Origin of the sequence: Nisaea sp. (assembly GCF_039990255.1) — a bacterium.
GTDB lineage: Bacteria > Pseudomonadota > Alphaproteobacteria > Thalassobaculales > Thalassobaculaceae > Nisaea.
Map to the genome: position 1 here is coordinate 293,718 of NZ_JBDXGG010000007.1, position 23,242 is coordinate 316,959.

The 23,242-nt window shown below is 58.8% G+C and carries 25 protein-coding genes; 19 read left to right on the top strand and 6 right to left on the bottom strand.

Going from position 1 to position 23,242, the window contains the following annotated elements:
• Positions 1–182: 182 nt before the first annotated feature.
• The 5 genes from ABJ076_RS06090 (at position 183) to ABJ076_RS06110 (ending at position 4,458) form a co-directional block, all read left to right on the top strand.
• On the top strand, positions 183–764 hold the full coding sequence (locus tag ABJ076_RS06090; protein WP_348188602.1) for a shikimate kinase: 582 nt from the start codon (positions 183–185) through the stop codon (positions 762–764).
• 39 nt (positions 765–803) lie between these two features.
• Positions 804–1,934, top strand: coding sequence for a 3-dehydroquinate synthase (gene aroB, locus ABJ076_RS06095; RefSeq protein WP_348188604.1), 1,131 nt, complete (start codon positions 804–806; stop codon positions 1,932–1,934).
• Entirely contained in the window at positions 1,934–3,292 is a 1,359-nt protein-coding gene (locus ABJ076_RS06100; protein WP_348188606.1) for an HlyC/CorC family transporter, read from the top strand. Before aroB ends, ABJ076_RS06100 begins: the two co-directional genes overlap by 1 nt.
• Before the next feature lie 48 nt (positions 3,293–3,340).
• A complete protein-coding gene (locus tag ABJ076_RS06105) occupies positions 3,341–3,790 on the top strand; it encodes a CBS domain-containing protein (protein WP_348188608.1) in 450 nt (149 codons plus the stop codon).
• Positions 3,791–3,891: 101 nt separating this feature from the next.
• Entirely contained in the window at positions 3,892–4,458 is a 567-nt protein-coding gene (locus ABJ076_RS06110) for a DUF2889 domain-containing protein (RefSeq protein WP_348188610.1), read from the top strand.
• Here ABJ076_RS06110 and ABJ076_RS06115 read toward each other — a convergent pair.
• Together ABJ076_RS06115 and ABJ076_RS06120 are read right to left on the bottom strand one after the other, a co-directional pair.
• The gene (locus tag ABJ076_RS06115) at positions 4,440–4,772 is read right to left on the bottom strand and encodes a ribbon-helix-helix domain-containing protein (RefSeq protein ID WP_348188612.1); all 333 of its coding nucleotides are present in this window, start codon (positions 4,770–4,772) and stop codon (positions 4,440–4,442) included. The two genes, ABJ076_RS06110 and ABJ076_RS06115, sit on opposite strands and share 19 nt — an antisense overlap.
• Before the next feature lie 143 nt (positions 4,773–4,915).
• Positions 4,916–5,182, bottom strand: a complete 267-nt coding sequence (locus tag ABJ076_RS06120) for a BolA family protein (RefSeq protein ID WP_348188614.1) — start codon at positions 5,180–5,182, stop codon at positions 4,916–4,918.
• Between the two features lie 115 nt (positions 5,183–5,297).
• Between ABJ076_RS06120 and ABJ076_RS06125 the strand changes: the two genes are divergently transcribed.
• The 6 genes from ABJ076_RS06125 (at position 5,298) to ABJ076_RS06150 (ending at position 11,452) form a co-directional block, all read left to right on the top strand.
• Complete coding sequence (locus ABJ076_RS06125) at positions 5,298–5,876, top strand: J domain-containing protein (RefSeq protein ID WP_348188616.1); 579 nt, start codon at positions 5,298–5,300, stop codon at positions 5,874–5,876.
• 68 nt (positions 5,877–5,944) lie between these two features.
• Positions 5,945–6,946 (top strand): cobaltochelatase subunit CobS, encoded by a 1,002-nt coding sequence (cobS, locus tag ABJ076_RS06130; RefSeq protein ID WP_348188618.1) that lies wholly within the window; start codon positions 5,945–5,947, stop codon positions 6,944–6,946.
• Positions 6,947–6,970: 24 nt separating this feature from the next.
• Positions 6,971–8,842 carry a cobaltochelatase subunit CobT gene (cobT, locus tag ABJ076_RS06135; RefSeq protein ID WP_348188620.1) on the top strand — a complete coding sequence of 624 codons (1,872 nt, stop codon included), beginning with the start codon at positions 6,971–6,973 and terminating at the stop codon, positions 8,840–8,842.
• Positions 8,843–8,928: 86 nt separating this feature from the next.
• Positions 8,929–10,449 (top strand): 5'-nucleotidase C-terminal domain-containing protein, encoded by a 1,521-nt coding sequence (locus ABJ076_RS06140; RefSeq protein WP_348188622.1) that lies wholly within the window; start codon positions 8,929–8,931, stop codon positions 10,447–10,449.
• Positions 10,450–10,560: 111 nt separating this feature from the next.
• On the top strand, positions 10,561–10,884 hold the full coding sequence (locus ABJ076_RS06145; protein ID WP_348188624.1) for an NIPSNAP family protein: 324 nt from the start codon (positions 10,561–10,563) through the stop codon (positions 10,882–10,884).
• 106 nt (positions 10,885–10,990) lie between these two features.
• Entirely contained in the window at positions 10,991–11,452 is a 462-nt protein-coding gene (locus tag ABJ076_RS06150; RefSeq protein WP_348188626.1) for a dihydroneopterin aldolase, read from the top strand.
• A gap of 99 nt (positions 11,453–11,551) precedes the next feature.
• Here ABJ076_RS06150 and ABJ076_RS06155 read toward each other — a convergent pair whose 3' ends face one another.
• Positions 11,552–12,397: a branched-chain amino acid aminotransferase gene (locus ABJ076_RS06155; protein WP_348188628.1), complete on the bottom strand. Its 846-nt coding sequence runs from the start codon at positions 12,395–12,397 to the stop codon at positions 11,552–11,554.
• A 163-nt stretch (positions 12,398–12,560) separates the two neighbouring features.
• A complete protein-coding gene (locus tag ABJ076_RS06160) occupies positions 12,561–12,917 on the bottom strand; it encodes a MerR family transcriptional regulator (RefSeq protein ID WP_348188630.1) in 357 nt (118 codons plus the stop codon).
• A gap of 80 nt (positions 12,918–12,997) precedes the next feature.
• On the opposite strand from ABJ076_RS06160, the gene ABJ076_RS06165 reads away from it, so the two are divergent.
• The 5 genes from ABJ076_RS06165 to ABJ076_RS06185 are packed head-to-tail and all read left to right on the top strand — an operon-like array spanning position 12,998 to position 17,449.
• Positions 12,998–13,810 carry an alpha/beta hydrolase gene (locus ABJ076_RS06165; protein WP_348199317.1) on the top strand — a complete coding sequence of 271 codons (813 nt, stop codon included), beginning with the start codon at positions 12,998–13,000 and terminating at the stop codon, positions 13,808–13,810.
• 42 nt (positions 13,811–13,852) lie between these two features.
• The gene (locus tag ABJ076_RS06170) at positions 13,853–14,218 is read left to right on the top strand and encodes a DUF952 domain-containing protein (protein ID WP_348188634.1); all 366 of its coding nucleotides are present in this window, start codon (positions 13,853–13,855) and stop codon (positions 14,216–14,218) included.
• A 10-nt stretch (positions 14,219–14,228) separates the two neighbouring features.
• A complete protein-coding gene (locus ABJ076_RS06175; RefSeq protein WP_348188671.1) occupies positions 14,229–15,293 on the top strand; it encodes a quinone-dependent dihydroorotate dehydrogenase in 1,065 nt (354 codons plus the stop codon).
• 21 nt (positions 15,294–15,314) lie between these two features.
• Positions 15,315–16,532, top strand: coding sequence for an EAL domain-containing protein (locus tag ABJ076_RS06180; RefSeq protein WP_348188636.1), 1,218 nt, complete (start codon positions 15,315–15,317; stop codon positions 16,530–16,532).
• A 59-nt stretch (positions 16,533–16,591) separates the two neighbouring features.
• The gene (locus tag ABJ076_RS06185) at positions 16,592–17,449 is read left to right on the top strand and encodes a TIGR01459 family HAD-type hydrolase (RefSeq protein WP_348188638.1); all 858 of its coding nucleotides are present in this window, start codon (positions 16,592–16,594) and stop codon (positions 17,447–17,449) included.
• An 8-nt stretch (positions 17,450–17,457) separates the two neighbouring features.
• Here ABJ076_RS06185 and ABJ076_RS06190 read toward each other — a convergent pair whose 3' ends face one another.
• Complete coding sequence (locus ABJ076_RS06190) at positions 17,458–17,847, bottom strand: ribbon-helix-helix domain-containing protein (RefSeq protein ID WP_348188640.1); 390 nt, start codon at positions 17,845–17,847, stop codon at positions 17,458–17,460.
• A gap of 211 nt (positions 17,848–18,058) precedes the next feature.
• On the opposite strand from ABJ076_RS06190, the gene ABJ076_RS06195 reads away from it, so the two are divergent.
• From ABJ076_RS06195 to ABJ076_RS06205, 3 genes are all read left to right on the top strand, one after another.
• Positions 18,059–18,571, top strand: a complete 513-nt coding sequence (locus ABJ076_RS06195; protein WP_036555324.1) for an Lrp/AsnC family transcriptional regulator — start codon at positions 18,059–18,061, stop codon at positions 18,569–18,571.
• Positions 18,572–18,728: 157 nt separating this feature from the next.
• Positions 18,729–19,022 carry a 50S ribosomal protein L28 gene (gene rpmB / locus ABJ076_RS06200; protein ID WP_028467733.1) on the top strand — a complete coding sequence of 98 codons (294 nt, stop codon included), beginning with the start codon at positions 18,729–18,731 and terminating at the stop codon, positions 19,020–19,022.
• 1,403 nt (positions 19,023–20,425) lie between these two features.
• The gene (locus tag ABJ076_RS06205; protein WP_348513295.1) at positions 20,426–21,853 is read left to right on the top strand and encodes a hypothetical protein; all 1,428 of its coding nucleotides are present in this window, start codon (positions 20,426–20,428) and stop codon (positions 21,851–21,853) included.
• Positions 21,854–21,949: 96 nt separating this feature from the next.
• On the opposite strand, the gene ABJ076_RS06210 is transcribed toward ABJ076_RS06205, so the two are convergent.
• The gene (locus tag ABJ076_RS06210; RefSeq protein ID WP_348188645.1) at positions 21,950–23,230 is read right to left on the bottom strand and encodes an ArgE/DapE family deacylase; all 1,281 of its coding nucleotides are present in this window, start codon (positions 23,228–23,230) and stop codon (positions 21,950–21,952) included.
• Positions 23,231–23,242 lie beyond the last annotated feature (12 nt).

Here is a 23,242-nt window from a genome sequence, read left to right on the forward strand (position 1 = left end):
GCAACGTCCCCAATGCGTTTGCAACGCCATATTGGGAAAGTTATGCTAGCGGCAGATTATGACGCGTTTGCGGCAGCATACCGACCGCATCCGGTGAGTTCAACGAGGGAGAGGAAAGGAGAGGTGCCGGATTTGACTGGAAACGCTATTCGCGTCTCGTCCGGAGCCAGAACCTGCTTCCCATGGTGAATCACTCTGATCTGGCGGATACGCCACAGTCCCAACTGAAAAGCATCGTTCTCGTCGGCCTTATGGGGGCCGGTAAGAGCAGTGTCGGGCGCCGTCTGGCGCAGCGACTCGACATGCATTTTGTCGATGCCGACCGGGAGATTGAAGACGCGGCAGGCTGCACGATCAGCGAATTTTTTGAGCGTTTCGGCGAGCTTGAGTTCCGTCGCGGCGAGCAACGGGTGATTCAGCGCATCCTGAGCGGACCGCCCGTCGTTTTGGCGACCGGTGGTGGTGCCTTCATGGCGGAGGAGACCCGTACCGCAATTTCCGAGAACGCAGTTTCTCTTTGGCTCAAGGCCGATATCGACGTGCTTTACGAGCGTGTCAGCCGTCGTCAGGGCCGTCCCCTTCTGGCGCAGAAAGACCCCAAGGCGGTGCTCGCGAAATTGATGGAAGAGCGTTATCCCGTTTATGAGGAAGCCGATCTTTGGATCGAATCGCGCAGAGGGCCGCTCGATGCAACGGTCGATCAGGCTTACGACGTTCTCATGGATTATTTCGACGACGCGCACAAAGCCGTTCCCGCCGGATGAGCGGCATCACGGAACCTATGTTTTGAAACAGGAATTACGATGACGACGACCCAGACGGTTCCCGTTGGCCTCGGAGAACGCAGTTACGATATTCGTGTCGGGCCCGGGCTGATCGAAAATGCTGGCGAAGAGATCAAGCCTCTGATCCGGGGAAACAAGGTCTTCGTCATTACCGATTCGACGGTTTCGGGGTACTGGCTCGATCCGCTTAAACGGTCGCTGGGCGCGGTAGGTATCACGGTAACGACCATCGCGGTTCCGCCAGGCGAATCATCAAAGAGCTTTGCCGATTTCGAGCATGTCTGTTGCCGTATGCTGGAAGACGGCGTCGATCGCCGGACGGCCGTGGTCGCGCTCGGCGGCGGGGTGGTCGGTGACCTTGCCGGTTACTGCGCTGCGTCCGTGATGCGTGGTCTCGATTTCATTCAGATCCCCACCTCGCTGTTGGCTCAGGTCGACAGTTCGGTCGGCGGCAAGACCGGCATCAACACGCCGCAGGGCAAAAATCTGGTCGGTGCGTTTCATCAGCCGAGGCTGGTGCTGGCGGATACTGGAACACTCGATACTCTTTCGAAGCGCGAAGTGCTGGCTGGCTACGCGGAGGTCGTCAAATACGGCTTGATTCGTGACGCTGCCTTCTTTGAGTGGCTTGAGCAGCATGGCGCGGCCCTTATTGCCGGTGACGAGACGGCGCGAATCTCCGCAGTTGTCGAAAGCTGCAAAGCAAAAGCCGCAGTGGTGGCCGCAGACGAGAGGGAAGCCGGATTGCGGGAGCTCCTGAATCTCGGTCATACCTTCGGTCACGCGCTCGAGGCGGCGGCCGGGTTTGATGGTACGTTGCTGCATGGCGAGGCCGTATCGATCGGCATGATCCAGGCATTGGAGCTGTCGCGCCGTCTCGGCCTTTGCGCCGGCCAGGATACGGAGCGGGCACGGGCTCATCTCGGGGCCATGGGGCTGATGACACGTGTGGCGGATATTCCGGGCGCGGCGCGCTGGAGCGCCGAGGCGCTGCTTGCGTCCATGCGCCGGGACAAGAAAGCGCGTGATGGAACCATCCGGTTCGTTCTCGCGCGGGGAATTGGCGAGGCTTTCACCAGCGATGATGTTACGCCGGATGCCGTGCGCACCATGCTGGAAGAAGACCTCTCGGCCGCGGCCGGCGTCTGATGGAAGAAAATTTCGTGGATCTGATGGACGCTGAACTGTTGCTGACGATCGGGGGCATTTTGCTGCTGATTGTATTTTCTGCGTTTTTCTCCGGGTCGGAAACGGGCCTCACAGGGTCTTCATATGCCCGGATGCACCAGCTAGACCGTAAAGGGGACCAACGGGCATCCCGCGTTCTCGCGCTGCGCGAGCACAGCGAGACCATGATCGGTGCGATCCTGATCGGGAACAACATCACCAACATCCTGGGATCCGTGTTGGCGACAACGGTGTTCCTGCGGTTTTTTGGTGAGCATGGAGTTGTCTACGCGACGCTCGTCATGACGGTCGTGGTTGTGATCTTCGCCGAAGTTCTCCCGAAAACCTACGCGCTTAACAATTCTGATCGGGTGGCGCTTGCCGTCGCCCCGGTTATCAACGCTATCGTCTTTATCCTGAGCCCAATTGCCAAGATTGTGAGGGGTATTGTCCGTCTGATTCTGTCCATGCTCGGTATCCGGATCGCGGAAGAGTTCGGTCATTCGGAGCAAGAAGAGGAGCTTCGAGGCCTGATCGAACTGCACGGACACAAGGTTGAAGTCGACGAAGAGGAGGTCCGTGAAGAACGGGCCATGCTGCGTTCGATCCTCGACCTGAGCGAGGTTTGGGTTGAGGAGATCATGACCCATCGGCGACAGGTCGAGATGCTCGATGTCGACGACACTGTCGAGGATATCATCTCGCAGATTATGAAAAGCCCTTACACACGGCTGCCGTTGTTCAAGGGAGATCATGACGAGATTATCGGGGTCGTCCACGCCAAAGCAGTGCTGCGCGCGGTGAAAGGATTGAGCGGGGAAGAGCTGGAGCAGCTCAATATGCGGGAGGTTGCATCGGACCCCTGGTTTATTCCTGCCTCCACCACCTTGCTCGACCAGCTGCAGGCCTTTCGCGCCCGGCGCGAGCATTTCGCGCTCGTGGTCGATGAATACGGAGCGTTCCAAGGCATTGTGACCCTGGAGGATATCATCGAGGAGATCGTCGGCGAGATCAGCGACGAGCACGACATTGCGGTCGCCGGCGTGCGGCCGCAGGCAGACGGATCTTATGTGATCGATGGTACCGTTACGATTCGGGACCTCAATCGTGAGTTTGACTGGAACTTGCCGGATGATGAAGCATCGACCATCGCCGGGTTGATTCTGCATGAGGCGAGAACCATCCCGAATGTCGCGCAGGAGTTCGTTTTTTATGGCTTTCGGTTCAAGATTTTGCGCCGTCATCGCAATCAGATCACGTTGCTGCGGGTCTCCCGGGTAACCCCGGCGGAAACCGAAAATGAAGTTCTTGAAACGACCCGAGTCCCAGATGCCTCGTGATTTGGTATAATCTCCCCAGATAAATATAAACCTATTAGGGAGAATGCCATGGCCAGACTCATCGTGCCGGATGTGGTTAGCAAACAGGACCTCTCGTCGCTGTCCCCCAATGAAACGGTTCTTGCGGCCGCCAAGCTCATGACAAGACGCAAGATAGGTGCGCTTCTTATCCTTGATGATGAGAAGCTGGTCGGAATTCTCTCGGAGCGGGATATCGCAGGCCGACTCGTGGCGGAAGAGAAAGCGCCGGGCGAGACGCGCATTGCAGAGATCATGACCCCGAAACCGGAGACCATCGGCCCCAAGGCTTCGGTGATGGATGCGCTGCAGCGCATGCAGGAAGGCGGCTTCCGGCACCTGCCCGTCGAGGAAGACAGCAAGATCATCGGTATGGTCTCGATCCGGGACATCTATGCTGCTGTCCGCGAGGATCTGGAAGAGGCCGTTCTGGAGCGCGAGGCCTTCATTTCGGGCTCGGGAATGGCCGGCCTACCCTGAACCGGAGCCGGGTTTCCCCCGCTTGGGGAATTGTCGGGAATTGACTTCGGCGCGGTCCGGAATGATTTTTGCCGCAAAGCAATATCATTCCGGAGAGATCAATGCCCCTGTCTAGCCCGGTACCGCGCCGGAAAGTCCATACGCGTCGCGTCACATGCGAGGGCTTTCGCCGTGAGGACGGTCATCTCGACATTGAGGGACACATCACGGATGTGAAGACCTACGAGGTTCCGAACAGTTTCAGGGATGGCATTCCGGCCGGAGAGCCGATCCATGACATGTCGATCCGACTGACTGTTGATGACGATCTCAACATTCTCGCGGTGGAAGCGATCACCGACGCCGGTCCATTTGCTATCTGCCCGGACATTACGGCGAATTTCCAGCGTCTGGAAGGCATCAGGATCGGGCCTGGCTGGCGTAAGAAGGTGCTGTCCGCGCTTGGCGGTGCCGAGGGATGTACCCATCTGGTCGAACTGCTCTGGCCGATGGCGACCACCGCTTACCAGACCCTTTATGGCGAAAGTGCGCGTAAAAGACGGGAAGCCGGAGAGGAAGAGCCGAAGCGGACCAGCCGTCCGCCCCTTCTGAACTCCTGTCACGCATTTGGGGAAAGCAGTCCTGTCGTGAAGGATATCTGGCCTGAGTTCTACAAGGGCCCAGAGTAACGATTATTAGAAGGCGTGTTGCGGAATTCCTCCGTTTGCCGGAACACCCTGGTCATGATCGAGCGCTCACGGTCCTGAAGTGTATCCCGCTCTAGGCTGACGGCAAGAATGCGGAAGTAACCGAGGATGAAGACTCGCGTCGCCGAGGTGAGGGACGTGTTCATCCTGTGCTGGTTCACGAGCCCGCAGATCTGATGAATTGTAAGTTTTTCCCGGACCGCGATATGGGTGAGTGCCTCCCACATGGCTGGCTCCAGCCGCATGCTGGTCCGATGGCCGTCGATCAGTACGTTCTTGCTTAAGAGAGTTGACACCGTGTTATCCGCAAACGTTCTGTCCTTGCCGGATTTCGGCAGATTAAAGTCTGATGTATCAGTGTATGCAAATCGAGCGCAACTAAAAAACGATTGTTTATTTTCATATCCCTCACTGATTGCATTTTAACTATTTCGGCGGTTTACTCCTGCGGTGCTTTGGCCCGGATCGACAGGGCGTGGACGCGGTCCGCCAGTTCTGCGGCGAGAACCTCATGCACCATGCGTTGGCGGTCCACACGGGATTTTCCCGAGAATGCATCGGACGTGATCTCGACATTAAAATGTGTCTCTCCACCTTCGCGCCAGCCGCCATGGCCCTTATGTTTGTGCGAGTCATCGATAACTGCGAGATGCTCCGGTGCGAACGCGGACGTTAATTTGACTTTGATCGTCTCAGTCACGGACATTAACTTATCTCCCTGTGTGTCCCCCATCGGGGACTATCTGGTTATATGGCGGGAATAGAACCGCATTTTCGATGTCTAGCATGAGCTGGACTAGCGACAATTTGGAACGCACGGTATGCGGAAGGCGCAGAGCGAGTCCCTGAAGATCGATACCTACGGTGCCGAACCCGGCTTCCGGCGCTGCGACGCGCCCGGATGCGCTTCCGTGGGTGAGTATCGTGCGCCAAAAGGGCGTGGTGATCTGTCCGACTATTACTGGTTCTGCCTCGATCATGTTCGGGAATACAACAAACATTGGAACTATTACGAGGGCGCCTCCGCAGAGGAGCTTGAGCAGGAGATCCGGCGCTCAACCACCTGGGACCGGCCGACCTGGCCGCTGGGTACCGCCGCCGCATACCGTAAGTTTGTTGCCGGCGAATACAGAGACCCGTTCGGTGCGCTCAATGGTGACGAGGATATGGAGGCTGCGTCCGGTTCCGGTCCCGCGCGCCCGGGCAGCGAGACGGCGGAGGGAAAAGCTTTCGCGATCATGGGTTTGGCTCCGCCGGTTACCGAGCTTGAGCTGAAATCCCGCTACAAGCAGCTTGTGAAAAAACATCATCCCGACGCAAATGGCGGGAACAAAGAGGCCGAAGAACGGTTGAAAATCATCAACGAGGCCTATACGACTTTGAAAAAGTTTCTAACTTGAAGGCATGGGAGCCTCGCTACGGGTCCTCCCGAACCGGATAGTCACCCACATCATTTGGGAATAGGGCCATGTCGGCAGCACATGTTTACGAGCGCAAACCTGCGCACAATATCGAAGCCCCGGATACGGAGGTCTCGGTTCGCGAGACCTTTGGCATCGATGTCGATATGAAGGTGCCAGCCTTCAGCGTAGCGAGCGATTACGTTCCGACGCTTGACCCGACCTACCTGTTCGACAAACAGACCACCCTCGCGATTCTGGCCGGTTTCGCGCACAACCGACGGGTCATGATCCAGGGCTATCACGGCACCGGTAAATCGACCCATATCGAGCAGGTCGCGGCGCGCCTGAACTGGCCGTGTGTCCGGGTGAACCTGGACAGCCACATCAGCCGGATCGATCTGATCGGCAAGGACGCGATTGTTCTGCGCGACGGCAAGCAGGTCACCGAGTTCCGTGAAGGTATCCTGCCCTGGGCGTTGCAGAACAGTGTGGCGCTGGTGTTCGACGAGTACGATGCCGGCCGGGCCGACGTGATGTTCGTGATCCAGCGTGTACTGGAAGCCGACGGCAAGATGACCTTGCTGGATACCAACAAGGTTATTCATCCGAACAAGTGTTTCCGCCTCTTCGCTACCGCCAACACGGTCGGCCTCGGCGATACCACCGGGCTCTATCACGGCACCCAGCAGATCAACCAGGGTCAGATGGACCGCTGGAACGTGGTCACCACGCTGAACTACCTGCCGCATGACCGTGAGGTGGATATCGTTCTGGCGAAACTGCCGAGCTATGACACGCCGGAAGGCCGCGAGACGATTTCAAACATGGTCTCCCTGGCCGATCTCACCAGGGCCGGTTTCATTGCTGGAGACATCTCCACGGTGATGTCGCCGCGGACCGTGATCACCTGGGCTGAAAACGCGACCATCTTCGAGGATGTGGCGACGGCATTCCGTCTGACCTTCCTCAACAAGTGCGACGAGGTCGAGCGGGCCACGGTTTCCGAATTCTATCAGCGTTGTTTCGGGGCCGACCTGCCGGAGACCAGCATCCGCGCGGCGGAATAGAGAAAGCGGCGCGGACAGGACCCGATGGCATCAATGGCGGACGACGACCGGCTTGAGGATTTCAAGCGCGCGACAGCATCCTGCGTGCGGGCTATGGCCCACGAGAAGGAGCTGGAGGTGACGTATGGCGCGGATCAGGCCAGTGCCTCGGGGGACCGGGTGCGCCTGCCATCCCCGCCGCGCGGGCTTCCGGCCGAGGATGTCGCGCGGGTTCGCGGCGAGGCGGACAGCCTTGCTCTGAAGCTTCGGTTCCATGATGCCGCTACCCATGCCCGCCGCCAGCCGTCCGGCCAGGCCGCGCTGGAAATCTTCGATGCGGCTGAGCAGGCCCGGGTCGAGGCGCTCGGCGCCATTAGGATGTCCGGCGTTGCTCGGAACCTCGAATCGGCAATGGAGCAGCGCTACCAAAAGCAGGGTCTGGAAAGCGTTACCGACAAAGACGATGTTGCGCTTTCCGAGGTGGTCCGGCTGATGGCTCGTGAGGCGATTACCGGTGCTCCGCCTCCGGAATGCGCCCAGGGTGCGGTCGATCTCTGGCGTCCCTGGGTCAATTCCAAGATCGGCGACACGCTCTCCGAGTTGTCCAGCCATCTCGAAGACCAGGAAGCCTATGCCGAACTGTCCCGCCAACTGATCAGTGATCTCGATCTCGAAATCGGCGACGAGGGTATGACCGACGAGTCGGATTCCGATTCAGAGGCGGAAGACGATGGCGGTGAAGGCGACGAGCTGAACGACAGTGGGACGCAAGGGACCGCGGAAGACAGTACGTCGTCCGAAATGGTCCCGTCCGACATGGATTCCGGCGACGAGGCCGGTGAGGGCGAAGACAGCGAGGATGGTGACTTCGAGCCCGGCGAGGGCGACGAGCAGCCGGCCAATCCCGGCACACCGCCACAAATGCAGAATGCCGATGACGGCAACAAGCTGCTGAAAAGCTACCACGCCTACACGACCGAATATGACGAAGTCGTCATGGCGGATGAGCTGTGCGACGCCGAGGAGCTGGCGCGCCTGCGCGCTCTGCTGGATCAGCAGCTCAGCCATCTGCAGGGCATGATCGGGCGTCTGGCCAATCGGATGCAGCGCAAGCTGATGGCGAAGCAGAACCGGTCTTGGGAGTTCGATCTCGAGGAAGGCATTCTCGACGCGGCGCGGCTTGCCCGTATTGTCGTGCAGCCGGACAGCTCGCTCTCCTACAAGCACGAGAAAGACACGGATTTCCGGGATACCGTCGTAACCCTGCTGATCGACAATTCCGGCTCCATGCGCGGTCGGCCGATCTCTATTGCGGCAATGAGTGCCGACATTCTCGCCCGCACGCTCGAGCGTTGCGGCGTGAAGGTCGAGGTGCTGGGCTTCACGACCAAGGCCTGGAAGGGCGGCATGTCGCGGGAGAACTGGATCCAGGGCGGCAAGCCAGTGAATCCGGGACGGCTGAACGATCTCCGCCATATCGTCTACAAGCCTGCTGACGCACCGTGGCGCCATGCCCGCAAGTCGCTCGGCCTGATGCTGCGTGAAGGTATCCTGAAGGAAAATATCGACGGCGAGGCTCTGCTTTGGGCGCACCAGCGGCTGCTGGGGCGGCCGGAAGAACGGCGCATCCTGATGGTGATTTCGGATGGTGCGCCTGTTGATGACTCCACGCTCTCCGTCAATCCGGGGAACTATCTGGAGCGTCATCTGCGCGAGGTCATCCAGTATATCGAGAACAAGTCCCCGGTTGAGCTGGTCGCCATCGGCATCGGCCACGATGTAACGCGCTACTATCGCCGTGCGGTGACAATCGTCGATGCCGAGCAACTCGGCGGCACCATGATGGATCAGCTGACCAGCCTCTTTGACGAGGATACGCCGCGGAACCGCCGCGCCGATATGCGTCGGTCCGCGTAGCGGAATAGCTAAGGTTTTCACCACTATAGGTGAATTTTCCCGTAAAACAGGCTAGTCTTCGACAGGTTTGTTTTCGGAGAGAAGCCATGCGCGCCACGCTCCATACGATATTGCTGCTTACGCTGTTCGCGGCTTTCGGAGCCTCAGTCAGTGCAGAGCCACTGCGCCTGTCGATCGTTCACGTGAATGACTGGGACCGGCTTGACGCCAGGGCAGGGGCCGGCGGAGCCGCGAAAATCGCCAGCATTGCGCGCTACGAGCGCGATCGGGTTGAGGCTGAAGGCGGGCAGGTGCTGCTAACTTTCGGCGGCGACATGCTCTCTCCCTCCCTGTTGTCCGGCTTTGACAAGGGGGCCCATATGGTGGCCCTGGCAAACGCCATCGGTTTCGATGCGGCCGTGCTCGGCAATCACGAATTCGACTTCGGCCCGGACGTCCTGATACAGCGTCTCAAGGAAGCTGAATATCCGGTGCTTGGAAGCAATGTGTCTTACAAGGGCAAACCCGGTTTCCCGGGGGCCGAGCGCTCACGCATGGTTGCGGCGGGTGAGTACAAGATCGGGTTGCTTGGCCTGACGACGGCCGATACGCCGAGCCTTTCGAGCTCCGGCCCCGATGTCGACTTCGCACCGCTCGCGGAGACGGCGAGAGAAATCTCGGCGGAACTGCGCGAAGATGGTGCGGATCTCGTCATCGCTCTGACCCACGCGGTCTATCAGACAGATCTGGAGACACTGCGCCAGGTGGCCGGTATCGACATTGTGCTCGGGGGGCACGACCATCTGGTGCTGGTGCTCTATGACGGAAAGCAAGCCATTCTGAAGTCCGGGAGCCAGGGCAATTTTGTCGGGATCATGGATATTACCATCGATCGGGTCGAGGGCCGGAACGGGCCGAAACTGGTCTGGCAACCGAGCTTCTCGCTGATTAATACGATTGATGTTGAGCCGGACCCTGTCCTTGCGGAAAAAGTCGCGGCTTATAGCTCCAAACTGGATCAAGAACTTGCAGCCGATGTCGGTGTGACCGAGGTCGCGCTGGATACAAGGCGGGCCTCAGTGCGTACGGCGGAAAACGCCTTCGGCAACCTGATCGCCGATGCGATGAGGGCGGCGACAGGGGCTGATGCGGCGCTCACAAATGGTGGCGGTATTAGAGGCGACACCAGCTATGCGGCGGGCCACATGTTGATCCGGAAAGATGTGTTGACGGAACTGCCCTTCGGCAACCGGACGGTGACCATGCGGCTGAAGGGTCCGGATCTGCTTGCGGCTCTCGAAAACGGAGTCTCGCAAGTGGAGAAGGGGGCGGGGCGTTTCCCGCATGTTTCAGGCATCAGTTTTGCCTATGACGGCCGGAAGCCTGCGGGCTCCCGTGTGTCGGATGTGAAGGTCGCGCATACACCTCTTGATCTCGGCAAGGTCTATGTCGTTGCAGTCAACGATTTCATTGCAAAAGGCGGTGATGGGTACAAAACGTTCGAGAAGGGCGAGATTGTCATCGATGCGAGTTCGGCACGTCTGATGGCCAGTCAGGTCATCGAGTATGTTCAGGAGAGAGGTGGCGTCAAAACCAAGGTCGATGGGCGGGTGCGCCGACTAGATTAGATTTACGGTACTGTCTCCCCGACGTCTCGCGTCTCATTCCAGCTCGGCGCTGGAGGCTGTGCCCTGCAACGCTTATGCTGCGCGTGGACTTTAAATTTTTGGGAGGATTACATGCTGCTCGACGTGCGTACTTACACCTGTCGCCCCGGTACCATCAAAAAACATCTCGAGATTTACGAGAAGTACGGCAAGGCGCCGCAGACCAAGCATCTGGGCCAGCCGCTCGCCTATATGGTCACCGAAACCGGTAACCCTAACCAGTATATCCATATCTGGGTTTACGAGAGTGCGGGCGACCGCGAAGCCAAGCGGGCCGCCATGTGGGCCGATCCGGATTGGCTCACATATACCAAGCACAGCGCCGAGTTCGGCGGGCTTGTGGAACAGCAGAACATTCTGATGAAGCCGGTCGATTTCTTCGATATCAAAACCTGACATTGCATCGCCCTGATCCAGCCGTCCTGTCGGAAATTGCGGTTTCGTGACGGATTTCGGATGTTCGTGGAGCGCTCAATGCGATACGCATGGCGGCTGGATCGGGATGAAACGAAGGGAAGAGCCGGTGGCGAGAGACCTGATTGGCGATAATGTGACGCCGCTGGATGTGGTCCGCGATGCGGCCCCCAATGCCAAACCCCGTTCAGGCTACACGGTGCGTATCCGTGACCTTGTGCTCAATATGTTCATTGGCGTGCATGAGTTCGAAAAGGCGGATCCACAGCGGGTCAAGATCTCGGTCGACCTGACCCTGGATTATCCGGAAGACGGTATCGGCAGCCATTACAGCCGCGTGTTCTGTTACGAGACTTTCATCGGTCGTATCCGCATGATCGCCGAAGCGGGCCACGTCCTGCTGGTCGAAGGGTTCGCGGAACGGATTTGCGAGCTCGCTTTCGATGATCGCCGCGTACTGGCGGTGAAGGTCGAGGTCGAGAAGCTCGATATCTTCAAGGATGTCGGCGGCGTCGGCACTCTGATCGAGAAATTCCGCCCGGAAAGCTGATCTCTAAAAAGCTGACCTGGACAAACTTCGGCCGGTCAATCGTTCGTCAACCCGCAGCGAAGCTGCCACGGGTTGACGCTGTTTGTTGTGCGCCGCTCCCTAGAGCGCCGCGTTTTTCTTCGCGTACCCCCAATAGAGTTCACGGCAGCGGGCGGCGATCGGTCCTGGCTGCAATTCCCTGTCTTCGAATCGGGATACCGGGGTGACCTTGGCATGGTTGCCGGTGGACCAGAGTTCATCTGCTTCCCGCAGGTCCGTCGGGGTGACGGTCGCTTCCTCAACGGTCACGCCATCCTCGCGCAACAGCTTGATGATGCGCTGGCGGGTAATGCCGTTCAGGAAGGTTCCGTTCGGCACCGGCGTTCTCACCACGCCATCCTTCGCCATGAAGACGTTGGAAGTGGCGAACTCGGCAACGTTGCCCACCGGATCCAGCATGATGGCATTGTCGAACCCGGCTTCGTTCGCTTCGCGCAGGGCGCGGCCTGCATTCGGATAAAGGCAGGCCGCCTTGGCATCGGTCGGCGCCTGATCCGGGGCGGCACGGCGCCGGCTGGAGATATGTGCCGAAAAGCCCTTCGGCTCCGGCAGCGGCGATTCGAAGATATGCAGCATGAAGCGCGTGGTTGCCGGGTCCGGATAGATCCAGCCGTCCTCTGCCCACATCAGTGGCTTGATATAGAGGGCGGTATCGGCCGGGAACTTGGCGATGCCTTCCCGGGCCAGACGTTCAATTTCTTCGGCGCTGACCGGGGACTTCATGCCCATTTTCTCAGCCGAGGCACAGGCGCGCTGGCAATGCCGGTCAAGATCCGGAGCTGTTCCTTCGAAAGAGCGGGCGCCATCGAAAATCACGGACCCGAGCCAGGTCGCGAGAGTTGCCGGACCGAGAACCGGCGGATTGCCTTCTTGCCATTCGCCATCGAGATACGTCAGCGACTTCATTGGAATGCTCCAGAATTGATTTAATAGGTCATAGCGGGGTCAACGGACGCGCCCCTAATTTTCTGGCACATTAGCCCGGCCCCTCTGGCGATGCCAATGATCCAATTGTTCCTATAGCGCGTGAAACAATCCTGGGATTTCGGAGGACGGTATCTGTCGCATGCTATTCAGCGGCTGTCATACTCTCCAGATATCCATTGAGCATGTGCCGGCTACCGGAAAGACGGGCGATTTGATCGTCGAGACGCCCGATTTCCCCGTCGAGGGCGGCTATCAGATCTGGGCAAGGATCGAATTCGGGTCGTTCCCCCCTCACACATGGCAGAAAGCGTCTGATTGTCTCGAGACGCAAACCGGCTTCGTTGAGCTGCCGAACCCGGCGCACGGTTTCAAGATGACCCTTGTCATAGTCGCGATAGCCCGATGCCTTGCGCGGTGGGGCGAGCAACCCTTCCTGCTCGTAATATCGCAACATACGAACGCTCACCCCCGAGAGTTTCGATAGCTGGCCGATGCGCATTCATTGGCTCCTTGACTCTGACAACACTGTCAGAGTTTAGCGTTATTGACAGTGATTTGATACTCATTGGAGATTACATGATGGCATTTGCCACATTCGAAGGCTCTCGCGTTTCCTACAAGGTGGATGGTTCCGGACCGGCACTCGTTCTGATCCATGGGACGGGCGGTGACGCAGAAACAAATTGGGGTGCTCTGACCGAGCGACTTCAAACAAACTGGACTTTGGTCAGGCCGGATTATTCGGGATCGGGAGAGACGACCGATGATGGCCGTGAACTCAGTGTGGACTATGTCGCGGAGCAGGTCCTCGCTGCCGTTGATGCCGCAGGAATCGAGCGCTTCCATCTTATGGGGTTCTCCCTCGGTGCGCTGATTGCGGCCTGGATCGGCGCTCGCCAGCCGGAACGGGTGAAGTCCCTGATATTGCTTGCGGGCTTTCAGTCGGCCGATGATGTGCGCGCCAGATTGCAGTTTGGATTGTGGGAGCATCTCATCCGGACGGACCGTGAAGCGATGGCGCGGTTGGTCATGATGACCGGATTCAGCAGCGCTGCTTTGGCGGCGATGGGCGAAGAGGGCGTGAGGGAGGCCGTCGCGATGATTGCGTCGACCTCCAACTGGGACGGCATGGCGCGGCAGATTGCGCTGGATCTCAAGATTGATGTCCGTGAAGAAGTTCAGCGGCTCCGTCAACCAGTGTTGGTGGTGGGCTGCCGTCAGGATCAGATGATACCGCCGCTGCATTCAGAGTTTCTTGCCGAAGCGATAGTTGGTGCGGAACGCGCAGAACTGGACAGCGGACATCTTGCGCCGATGGAATGTCCAGACGAATTGGCAGTCCTGGTCTCGGGTTTTTTGCGCCGCCGGGAAGAGAGCGCCGGCGACGGCTAACGGGGAATTGAGCTTGCCGGGCCGGGCCGGTATGCTCCGGCCATGACAGACAATTCAACATATCGGTGGATCTACCACCTTTCGCGCCGGGCCGACTGGGATCGTGCCAAGACCGCCGGCTCCTACCAAGGCTCTCGCGAGGATAATGCTGACGGATTTCTGCATTTCTCGACGGCTGTTCAGGTCGTCGGGAGCGCGGCCAAGCACCGCAGTGGTGAGTCCGGTCTTGTTTTGCTGGAGGTGGACAGCGCTGCGCTGGGAGAGGCTTTGAAGTGGGAACCTGCGCGTGGCGGGGAGTTGTTCCCGCACCTGTACGGGCCTTTGCCGGTCAGCACGGTCGCTGCTGAATTTGATTTGCCGTTGGGCGAAGACGGTCTGCACGTCTTCCCAGCCATGAAGGCGGAATAGACCCGGTATGCTGGCTGATCTTGCCCTTCCCCTGCTGCGCTGCCTTGATCCAGAGACCGCACACCGTCTTACCGTTCGAGCCTTGTCCGCCGGGCTTGGCCCGTCCACGGGCGGCTGGGTGCCGGATGTACGCCTCGGGCAATCCTTGTTCGGCCTTCGCTTCCCGCATCCGGTCGGTATCGCCGCCGGGTTCGACAAGGATGCGGAAGCTTTTGCCGGCTCTCTTAAGCTTGGTGCGGCCTTCGTCGAAGTCGGCACCATGACGCCGCGGCCGCAGCCTGGCAATCCGCGCCCGAGGTTGTTCCGTCTGCCGGAGGATGGTGCGGTCATCAACCGCAACGGTTTCAACAACAATGGCCTTGAAGCCGGAGTGGCCCGGCTCGTCCACCGCGACCGGACGCAGGGTATCGTCGGCGCCAATGTCGGTGCCAACAAGGGCGTGGAGACGCCTGAGGGCGACTACGCGGCAGGCGTCAGGGCGACAGCGCCGTTGGCCGATTACATCACGATCAACGTTTCCTCACCGAACACGCCTGGCCTGCGGGATTTGCAGGCGCCAGGGCCGTTGCGCGAATTGTTGAAGGCCGCCAAGGCCGCGCGGGCGGAGGCCGCAGGTGGGACAAGCCCTGCAATCCTGTTGAAAGTCGCTCCCGATCTGGACGATGCGCAGCTTGAGGGGATTATCGGCGTTGTGCTGGATGAGGAGATCGACGGGATGATCGTCTCAAACACCACCATTGCCCGTCCCGCAAGCCTGAAGGGCGCGCGCAAGGGAGAGACGGGTGGGCTCAGCGGAGCGCCGTTGTTCGAGTCTTCGACCGCAATCCTGGCGAAGACTTATCGGCTGACCGGCGGAAAGCTCCCTCTGATCGGAGTCGGAGGGATCGATTCGGGAGCGGCTGCCTATACCAAGATCAAGGCCGGTGCCTCTCTCGTTCAGCTCTACACCGCTTTGATATATAAAGGTCCCGGTCTCGTCAGACGGATTGCCGAGGAGCTTGGCACGCTGCTTGAAAGGGACGGTTGTTCCTCCGTGACGGAGGCTATTGGCGTGGAATCTGGGGCCACGCCCTGAACCGGAAAGGGGACCGCGCAGTTGCGTCACGTCCTGATCGTTAGCTTCTATCTGTTTCCTGCCATCGCGATTGCGGTGCTGGCGCCGGTTATCCCGTTCGTCGGATTGCCGGGATGGGGGGCAGGGCTGCTCCTGCTTACCATCGCGAGCCTCGTGCATATGGGGATGTCGGTGAAGGCTTCCCGGGAATCCTCTGAGCGTCAGCTTGAGGTGCTGGCGCATGAGCTGGCAGTCACCCGGCATGATCTGGATGCCGCGCGCGAGGAAGTCTCCGCCATTCGGGAGACCATAGATGCCATGCCGGACAGCGGCCACGTGGTGTCTGAGCTGAAGGTTCTGCAGGGGCTGCTGGGGCAGCTTTCGGCAAAGGCGCCTGACAAACCAAAGGCGAAACCGGCAGCCGCCGCGAAACAGAAAGCGGAAGAAGAAGATACCGGGCTGCCAATTGTCGCCGCTGCGTCGGGGGCGAGCGAGCCGCTGCTTCTGATCGACGATGACGAGGTGCTGACCATCGTGGAGCAGGCGCTCCGGGAAGACAGGGTTGATCTCTATCTGCAGCCGATCGTCAACCTGCCCCAGCGCAAGCGGCAATTCTACGAATGCTTCTCCCGTATCGTCGACGATCGCGGCCGGGTCATCATGCCGGAGCAATATATCCCGGTCGCTGAGGCGGCCGGACTGGTCGCAGTCATCGATAACATGCTGCTGTTCCGGTGCATTCAGCTGGTACGCCGGGCCGTGCGCGGGCAACCGGGCCTCGCCTTTTTCTGCAACATCTCGGACAGCTCGCTGACGGATGTCGACTTCTTCACCGATTTCATCGAGTTCCTGGCCGACAATCAGAAGCTGACGCCGAACCTGTTTTTCGAGTTCGAGCAGGAAGCGATCGTCAATCCGACCTACGAGACCCAGGTCAATCTGCAGCGTCTGCAGGATCTGGGTTTCCATTTCTCGCTCGACCAGGTGCGCACACTTGATCTCGATTTGCCGCATCTGGCGGATCTCGGCTTCAAATACATCAAGGTTGGGGCGCACATGCTGCATGAGATGGCCCGGGGCGACGACCCCCAGCTCGACATGAGCCGCTTCAAGGGAGCGCTCGACCGGTGTGCCATGGATCTGATCGTCGAGAAGATCGAGTCCGAGGACATGTTGCGCGATCTGCTCGATCTAAAAATCGACTTCGGTCAGGGCTATCTCTTCGGGGAGCCACGGCCTACCACTGCCCCCACCAAGTAAGTGCGCGGCCCAGTGCCGCGAGAGAATTCTGAAATTTTCATCGCGCCCGGAGTCTGGGAATGATCACGCCTTTGTCCGCCTTTGCCGAGATCGCCGACCGTTATGACGGGTTCATCTTTGATGTCTGGGGCACGCTCTATGATGGCGGAAACGCTTTCCCAGAGGCACTGGAAACTGTCAGGGCTCTGGCCGATATGGATAAGAAGATCCTCGTGCTGTCCAACTCGCCGCGCATTCCCGCCATTGTCGAAGAGCGTTTGACGGGCATCGGGTTCGATCTTTCTTGGTTCACAGAAGTCGTCACATCGGGCGGCATGGTCGCTGATATCGTGGGTAGCCGGCGTGATGCGGCATCGGCGGCTCTTGGCGAGCGGGTTCTCTGGCTGGGCCGGAGCCGGTTCCCGGACACAGTACCGGACGGCTCTTTTAAGGTGGTGGACAGTGTCGAGGATGCGGATTGGATCCTCAACGCCGGGCCCGAAAGCACGGAATCCCGACTGGAAGATTACGAAATCCAGCTATCGGCCTCTATTGCCCGTAATCTGCCGATGATCTGCGCCAATCCCGACAAGTCGGTCATCCATGGCGGCGCGCGCCATATTTGTGCCGGTGCGATGGCAGAGCGGTATGAGGAAATTGGCGGCACGGTACGCTATTTCGGCAAACCCTATCCGGAGATTTTCGCGCGCTGTCTCGACCGCATCGGCCTTCCGGCCGAGAGGGTTCTGGTCGTGGGCGATAATCTCGAGACCGATATCCTCGGCGCCAACCGGACGGGTGTCGCCAGCCTGCTGCTGGGCTGTGGTATTCATGCCGCAGCGCTCGCAGCGACTGCTGACATCGGGGAGAGGGTTGATGCTCTGGCGACACGCCATGGCGCACGCCCGACTTACTTCTCGGACGTGCTGGCCTGGTGACACGGAGGCTAGTGGGCGGTGTCTCCGGAGCCCTGATCGCTGAGCGCATATTGCTTTTGCTCGACGGCAAAGCGCTGCAGGGCGATGTCGAGATAGCCGGGAATCGGTTCCTGCCTGCTTTCGCCTAGGCCCGTTGCCGGTGCTGCGCTTAGCACATCCTCAATGTTACTCACCACCAGACGGAAGTATGTCAGCAGGAAGACGCGCAATGCGGATGACATGCTCGATTCCTGCCGTCGCTCGGCAACCAAGGTACAAAGCCCGTCCATGCCAATCGATTCTCTCTTGCAGATATCGGAGAGGCCATTCCAGACTTGAGCTTCCAAACTGACGCTTGTGCGTCTATGACCGATCGTGACGTTCTTCCTGATCCGGTCGCTCCCTATTACGCGTGCCACTCCTGATGCTCCCGATTTACTTAAGCACACAACTGTATGGTTAACGTGCCGCATTTCTACTGGTAGTGCAATATCGATCAGCATCTTCGCGTTTGAGGCGTTTGAACGTCAGGTTCATCCGGCTGTCACAGCGCGTTGCCGGAGTTGCTTTGCAGAGCGGCCGCGGGGCTTTATGATCTGCTTGAAACTGGCGGGCAGAAGGAAAATTCCCATGAGCGCGAACGGTGAGGGACAACTGGACAAGGTTGGTTGGCAATTGCTGCGCGTTCTGCAGGAAGATGCCCGGCTTTCCTTCAGTGAACTGGGCCGCAGGGTCGGCTTGTCGTCTCCGGCCATCGCTGAGCGGGTCCGCCGGATGGAGGATGCAGGGATCATCACCGGCTACCGGACCACGGTGAATCCGGACAAGCTCGGATATCCGACAACCGCCTTCATTCACCTGAAGACCTCCGGCGAGCATTATAACAAGATCGCGACTGTTGCTCACACATTGAGCGAAGTGCTCGAGTGTCACCATGTCACCGGGCAGGACAGTTACATGATCAAGGTGATTGTCTCCTCGATGGTGCATCTGGAGCATGTGATCTCCCAGATGCGCAAGTATGGCGAGACGACGACCTCCATCGTTCTGTCTTCGCCGGTGAAAGGCAAGATGATCGCGGCCGGGCCGAGCGTCAGGGTCGGACCTGCCATGCCGCCGATGTTCCTGGTCGAGAACGAGTAGGCAATTGGCGGTCCCAGGCAGAAGCATCAGGCCCGTGGCCCCGGTTTTGACCTGAATCCGCTTGACTGAAAAATAGGGCTCGCGTATATGCCCTGCTTCCTCGTGGAGCCTGGCTCCGCGAAATCCAATTCTATCGTGTTGACCGAGGATTAGAAAAATGGCGCGTCGTTGCGAAATCACCGGTAAGGGTGTCCAGACCGGCAACAATGTGAGCCACGCGAACAACAGGTCGCGCCGCCGGTTTCTGCCGAACCTGCAGCAGACCTCGCTGATGAGCGATGCGCTCGGCAAGATGGTCCGCCTGCGTCTGACCACGCATGCGATCCGGTCCATCGAACATAACGGTGGCCTTGATGCTTACATGCTGAAAGCGAAGAACGCACAGCTCGGCCTCGAAGCCCGCGCTCTGAAGCGCCGCATCGTGAAGGCCGCTGCCGCAAAAGCCGCCTAATACGGCTTACGCAATTTTGGTTATGGAAAACGCCCGCTTTCAGCGGGCGTTTTTCGTTTTCGGCCCATGAAAAACTCTGACCGAGGTGTGGAGAAGTCCTGAGCCCCCAAGGGGGTACTGTGGACGCTGGCGCGCTTGGCGATCTTGCAAATAAGTATCTGAGAGTTCCATGTCACCCGTTTGTCTGGGCTCGTTTTGACGCACCTCACAAAACTCCAGATTGCGAATAGTTTTACGAAGCGCGCTGCGAAGAGGCAGCGATGCGGGCCTGATGCTCAATCTGGCCTTGGCTAAGGAAAAAATGGATCGTGTGCGGTGGCGTTGGAATAGGCGTGCATGCGGATAGTTCAATTATTTTTTTATAACGCGATGGAGTGACGGATATTCTGCATCGCGTTAAGCTTAAATTGGGAATGCTTGAGCTCCCTAATCTGGGGGCTGCATTTTGACGGGCGTTGGGGCGCGCTGCTTTGAGTGCAAATTTGTCTTATGATGCTGCTCTTGAGGCCCTCAATTCCGGGCGCCCAGGCGACGCCGTGTCGATATGTCAGAGCGCATTGAAGAGAGATTCTAGGGATCATCGATCCGCGCATCTTCTTGGGCTGATTTTGCTCAATGTCGGGCAGATCGCTGCGGCTGTGGCGCCACTCTCAGTTGCTGCCCGTACCAATCCCCTTGATGACGCGCTGAGCATTCAGCTTGCGCAAGCCATGAGAACATCCGGTGAAGGAAACGCCCGGCCGTTTATCCTGCGAGCGCTCCTGGCGAGACCCGAGAGTGTACTGGCCCATGTGCAGTCGGCTGAATTGTCCGTGGCAGAGGGAGACTGGTCGGCATCGGTTGCTGCCGCCACACGGGCGACAATAGTTGAACCAGGCAATGCTGGTCACCGGTATCTCTTGGCCCAGTGCTCTGGCGGGCTTGGAAATGGCCAAGGAGCACTTTCGGAGATACGGAGGGCCTATTTACTTCAGCCTGAGCACCCGTCTATCATTCGTTATCTTGGTGACGTTTCAGCTTGGCACGGTTTGGCGAATGACGCTGAGCGGCACTTTCGTCACATGTGTTTCCTCACTCCCTCTGACGCGGATGCGTGGCAATGCCGTGGGGAATACGCAGTAGGGCGCAGGCACCATAAGCTCGCGGTGCACTGTCTTACTACTGCGCTGCTCCTGGAACCGCAAAGGTCGGAAGCTTGGCGCGCCCTGTTTACACTCAGATGGTCTTTGCAAGACGCGCGCGCGGCTTCATTGGCAGCCGCAGCGTGGGTGTCTTGCGATCCTCGGAATACGGAGGCTTGGAGCCGGCGCTTAGCGGCGCTGGATGCCTTGGAAGACAAGAAAGGTTGTGAGCATTGCCTCATCATACTTGAGCCCATGGCGTCGCGCGCGCCGGCAGTTCGCTTGGCGCTCGCGCTGGACCATGCCTCAGCGGGAGACCGAAAAGGAGCTGCGCGGCATCTTGATCTGTTTTTCTCCCGGACCCATGAGCGCCTTCACGAAAGCCGGCCCGATTTGCTGCGGGACTCAGGCTTCGTCGGATTCCTGATCTTTCACTTGCTTCGAGGTCACGTCGACGAGGTTCTGGATTATATGGAACGGAGCCAGGACCTTGAACTGGCGCACCCTGTGGTCGACCTGGAATTATTCAAAGTTCGTCATGTCGCTTCAGCGGTGCGCCAGTATCGAGAGTGCCCGATTGCCTGGAAATCCGAGAAACGCTTGCTGGTGAGCGTGCTTGTGTGGGGGGAGGAATTCTCTGACATTTGGCTGAAGTATGGCCTTTCAAGCCTTTTGTCGGAGGAAAATAAAAGGCTCTGGGACAGCCGTGAAACTGTTTTTCAGTTTGTCTCGACACCTGAAACGCTGAACTATCTCCGGCGCCAGCCGATGTTCGCAAAACTGGAAGCGCTGTATCGCATTTCGCTCATCGATATTACCCCGGTTCTGACCGCCGGAATTTCACATACTAACTATATAGCGATGCTGATCGCGCAATGGGTTCCGATGTGCATTGGCGCAACTGAGAACGCCGATTGCATCTCTCTCGGCGCGGACAGCTTTTTCTCGAAAGCTGCTTTTTCCTATATCGCCCAGCGTCTGGAAGAAGACAAAACGGATGTCTTTTATACGCTCGACTATCCGATTTCCGCTTCAGCCGTTCCGGAAATAGAATCCTGGCGTGGTTCTGACGGTGTACTGGATATTCCGGAACATGAACTTGGGCAGTTTTTTCTTGAAAACATGTCGTCGCGTGTCGAGCCGTACTGTATCGATCCTGCGGACTCTACAATGCCGTCCGATCCATCTCGGGTTTATTCCAGACTGCAGCACGGAGTTCTTATGCGCAGTCTGCAGCCGCAATTGATCTATGTGTGTTCGAACATGCTGAAGAATCTTTGGGTGCCGCGCCTGAGCGCAACGGACAACGGGTTTGCGGATGCGGCCCTTGCCGTTTTGGGAGACTTTGAGCGCATGGAGATGCTGGTCCAGCCTGATCTGTTTGGTTGCTCGGTAATCGAGGGTGCGGAGGAAGACCGGATTGCTTCAGGTCAGATACCCAGCCGGGTTCCTGTGAAGGAGACGATTGCAAATGACCTCCTGAACCTCATTCGCGGAGCGGGTCTATTGTCTCCCGCTCGGGTGTGGAGCTTCCGGCAGCCGATGCTCGTTCTCGGGGACGGGGAGGTAACCAGTGCCGGAACTCTCCTCATTGACCAGCTTGCCGCGCAGTTACCGGATCAGGGTAGGTACGGGCCCCCCGATATGATGGCAGAGCACGGTGGTCAGGCATTCGAAAGATTCCGGCGTTCAGGCGATGTGCCGAAATAGCGTTGCTATTGTTTTAAACGGCACGCATCTGGTTTATCCCCAGATCCGAGTTACTGAAGAGGAGACAGCTTATATCTCCTCTTCAGTTTGCGGTGTTCAGATCTTTTCCAGCCCGCACCAGTCAGCGATGAACAGAGCCATAGCCGCCGTCACCCGGCGGACGGAAGGCAGGTTTACCCGTTCGTCGAAGCCGTGCACATTCTCCGCGATGGCTCCATAGACATAGCTCGGTGTCTGGTTATAGAGGCCATGGAAGCGCGAATCTGTCAGCGCGGTCGAGGACCGGCGTCCGAGCGGGGCTCCGAACACTGTTTCATGGCAGCGGTCGAGCAGGGGCTCGCCCGGCGTTCCTTCCGGCACTTCATATCCTGGCGACAGGAAGCCCTGCCACTCGATTTCCGGTGGATTGTTTGCCAGGAAAGTATGGGACTTCGAGGCCTTGGCAATCGTCTCCGTCAGCTGGGCCTGGATAGTCGCCGGGTCGACACCGGGATAGAGCCCGACGCGGACTTCGAAGGTGCACCAGGCCGGGACGCTGGACGTCCAGTCGCCACCCTCGATCTGGGAGATCACCACGTTCAGCGGGTGCGGGTTGTCCTTGAAGGAGGGGTGCTTGTTTTCCGGCAGGTTCCACTCGTCCTCAAGCGCGTGCAGGGCACTCCAGAGCGGAATGCAGGCCTCGATCGCATTCTGTCCGCTGCCCGCATGGGCGACATGGACCGGAATGCCGGCAACCTTGACTCGCATCCAGACCACGCCGACCTGAGCTTGTGTGAAAGTCTCGCCGGTTGGCTCCGGGATCAACACCGCATCTGCTTTGTAGCCGCGCACCAGCGTCGAGAGCGCGCCATTGCCTGTGCATTCCTCTTCGATCACTGATTCGAAATGCACGATGCCACCCGGGCGGTAGCCCGCCCGCTTCAGGGCGTCCATGGCAAACAGCGCGCTGACGGTGCCCGTCTTCATGTCCCCGGCGCCACGGCCATACATCCAGTCGCCGTCGATCTCGGCGCCGAACGGGGCGCGAGTCCACATTTTCTCCGGCCCGATCGGGACGACATCGACATGTCCGTTCAGAATAAGCGATCTGCCTTTTGGATTTTCCGGCCGCCAGGAAGCGACAACAGTCAGGGCATTCTCGTAAGAGACATCGACCGGGGAAAACCCGGGATGCTTGGCGATCTCGTCTGGATCGATATGCCACATATCCACGGCATAACCGAAATCCCGAGCTGCATGGGCCATCAGGTCCTGCGCCGACGCTTCCTGCCCGCGCGTTGAGGGGCAGCGCACCAGCTCCTGGCTAAGCTGGAGCTGGGCGTCGAATCCTGCATCCACGGCGCGCATGATTTCGGCCGCGACTGATTGTTCGGGCATTGGTGTCTCCTG

Bases quoted from the DNA above. Each gene is read 5' to 3' on its own strand.
- ABJ076_RS06090 (WP_348188602.1), top strand. From the start codon at position 183: ATGGTGAATCACTCTGATCTGGCGGATACGCCACAGTCCCAACTGAAA.
- aroB (WP_348188604.1), top strand. From the start codon at position 804: ATGACGACGACCCAGACGGTTCCCGTTGGCCTCGGAGAACGCAGTTAC.
- ABJ076_RS06100 (WP_348188606.1), top strand. From the start codon at position 1,934: ATGGAAGAAAATTTCGTGGATCTGATGGACGCTGAACTGTTGCTGACG.
- ABJ076_RS06105 (WP_348188608.1), top strand. From the start codon at position 3,341: ATGGCCAGACTCATCGTGCCGGATGTGGTTAGCAAACAGGACCTCTCG.
- ABJ076_RS06110 (WP_348188610.1), top strand. From the start codon at position 3,892: ATGCCCCTGTCTAGCCCGGTACCGCGCCGGAAAGTCCATACGCGTCGC.
- ABJ076_RS06120 (WP_348188614.1), bottom strand. From the start codon at position 5,182: ATGTCCGTGACTGAGACGATCAAAGTCAAATTAACGTCCGCGTTCGCA.
- ABJ076_RS06125 (WP_348188616.1), top strand. From the start codon at position 5,298: ATGCGGAAGGCGCAGAGCGAGTCCCTGAAGATCGATACCTACGGTGCC.
- cobS (WP_348188618.1), top strand. From the start codon at position 5,945: ATGTCGGCAGCACATGTTTACGAGCGCAAACCTGCGCACAATATCGAA.
- cobT (WP_348188620.1), top strand. From the start codon at position 6,971: ATGGCATCAATGGCGGACGACGACCGGCTTGAGGATTTCAAGCGCGCG.
- ABJ076_RS06140 (WP_348188622.1), top strand. From the start codon at position 8,929: ATGCGCGCCACGCTCCATACGATATTGCTGCTTACGCTGTTCGCGGCT.
- ABJ076_RS06145 (WP_348188624.1), top strand. From the start codon at position 10,561: ATGCTGCTCGACGTGCGTACTTACACCTGTCGCCCCGGTACCATCAAA.
- ABJ076_RS06150 (WP_348188626.1), top strand. From the start codon at position 10,991: ATGAAACGAAGGGAAGAGCCGGTGGCGAGAGACCTGATTGGCGATAAT.
- ABJ076_RS06155 (WP_348188628.1), bottom strand. From the start codon at position 12,397: ATGAAGTCGCTGACGTATCTCGATGGCGAATGGCAAGAAGGCAATCCG.
- ABJ076_RS06160 (WP_348188630.1), bottom strand. From the start codon at position 12,917: ATGCGCATCGGCCAGCTATCGAAACTCTCGGGGGTGAGCGTTCGTATG.
- ABJ076_RS06165 (WP_348199317.1), top strand. From the start codon at position 12,998: ATGGCATTTGCCACATTCGAAGGCTCTCGCGTTTCCTACAAGGTGGAT.
- ABJ076_RS06170 (WP_348188634.1), top strand. From the start codon at position 13,853: ATGACAGACAATTCAACATATCGGTGGATCTACCACCTTTCGCGCCGG.
- ABJ076_RS06185 (WP_348188638.1), top strand. From the start codon at position 16,592: ATGATCACGCCTTTGTCCGCCTTTGCCGAGATCGCCGACCGTTATGAC.
- ABJ076_RS06195 (WP_036555324.1), top strand. From the start codon at position 18,059: ATGAGCGCGAACGGTGAGGGACAACTGGACAAGGTTGGTTGGCAATTG.
- rpmB (WP_028467733.1), top strand. From the start codon at position 18,729: ATGGCGCGTCGTTGCGAAATCACCGGTAAGGGTGTCCAGACCGGCAAC.
- ABJ076_RS06210 (WP_348188645.1), bottom strand. From the start codon at position 23,230: ATGCCCGAACAATCAGTCGCGGCCGAAATCATGCGCGCCGTGGATGCA.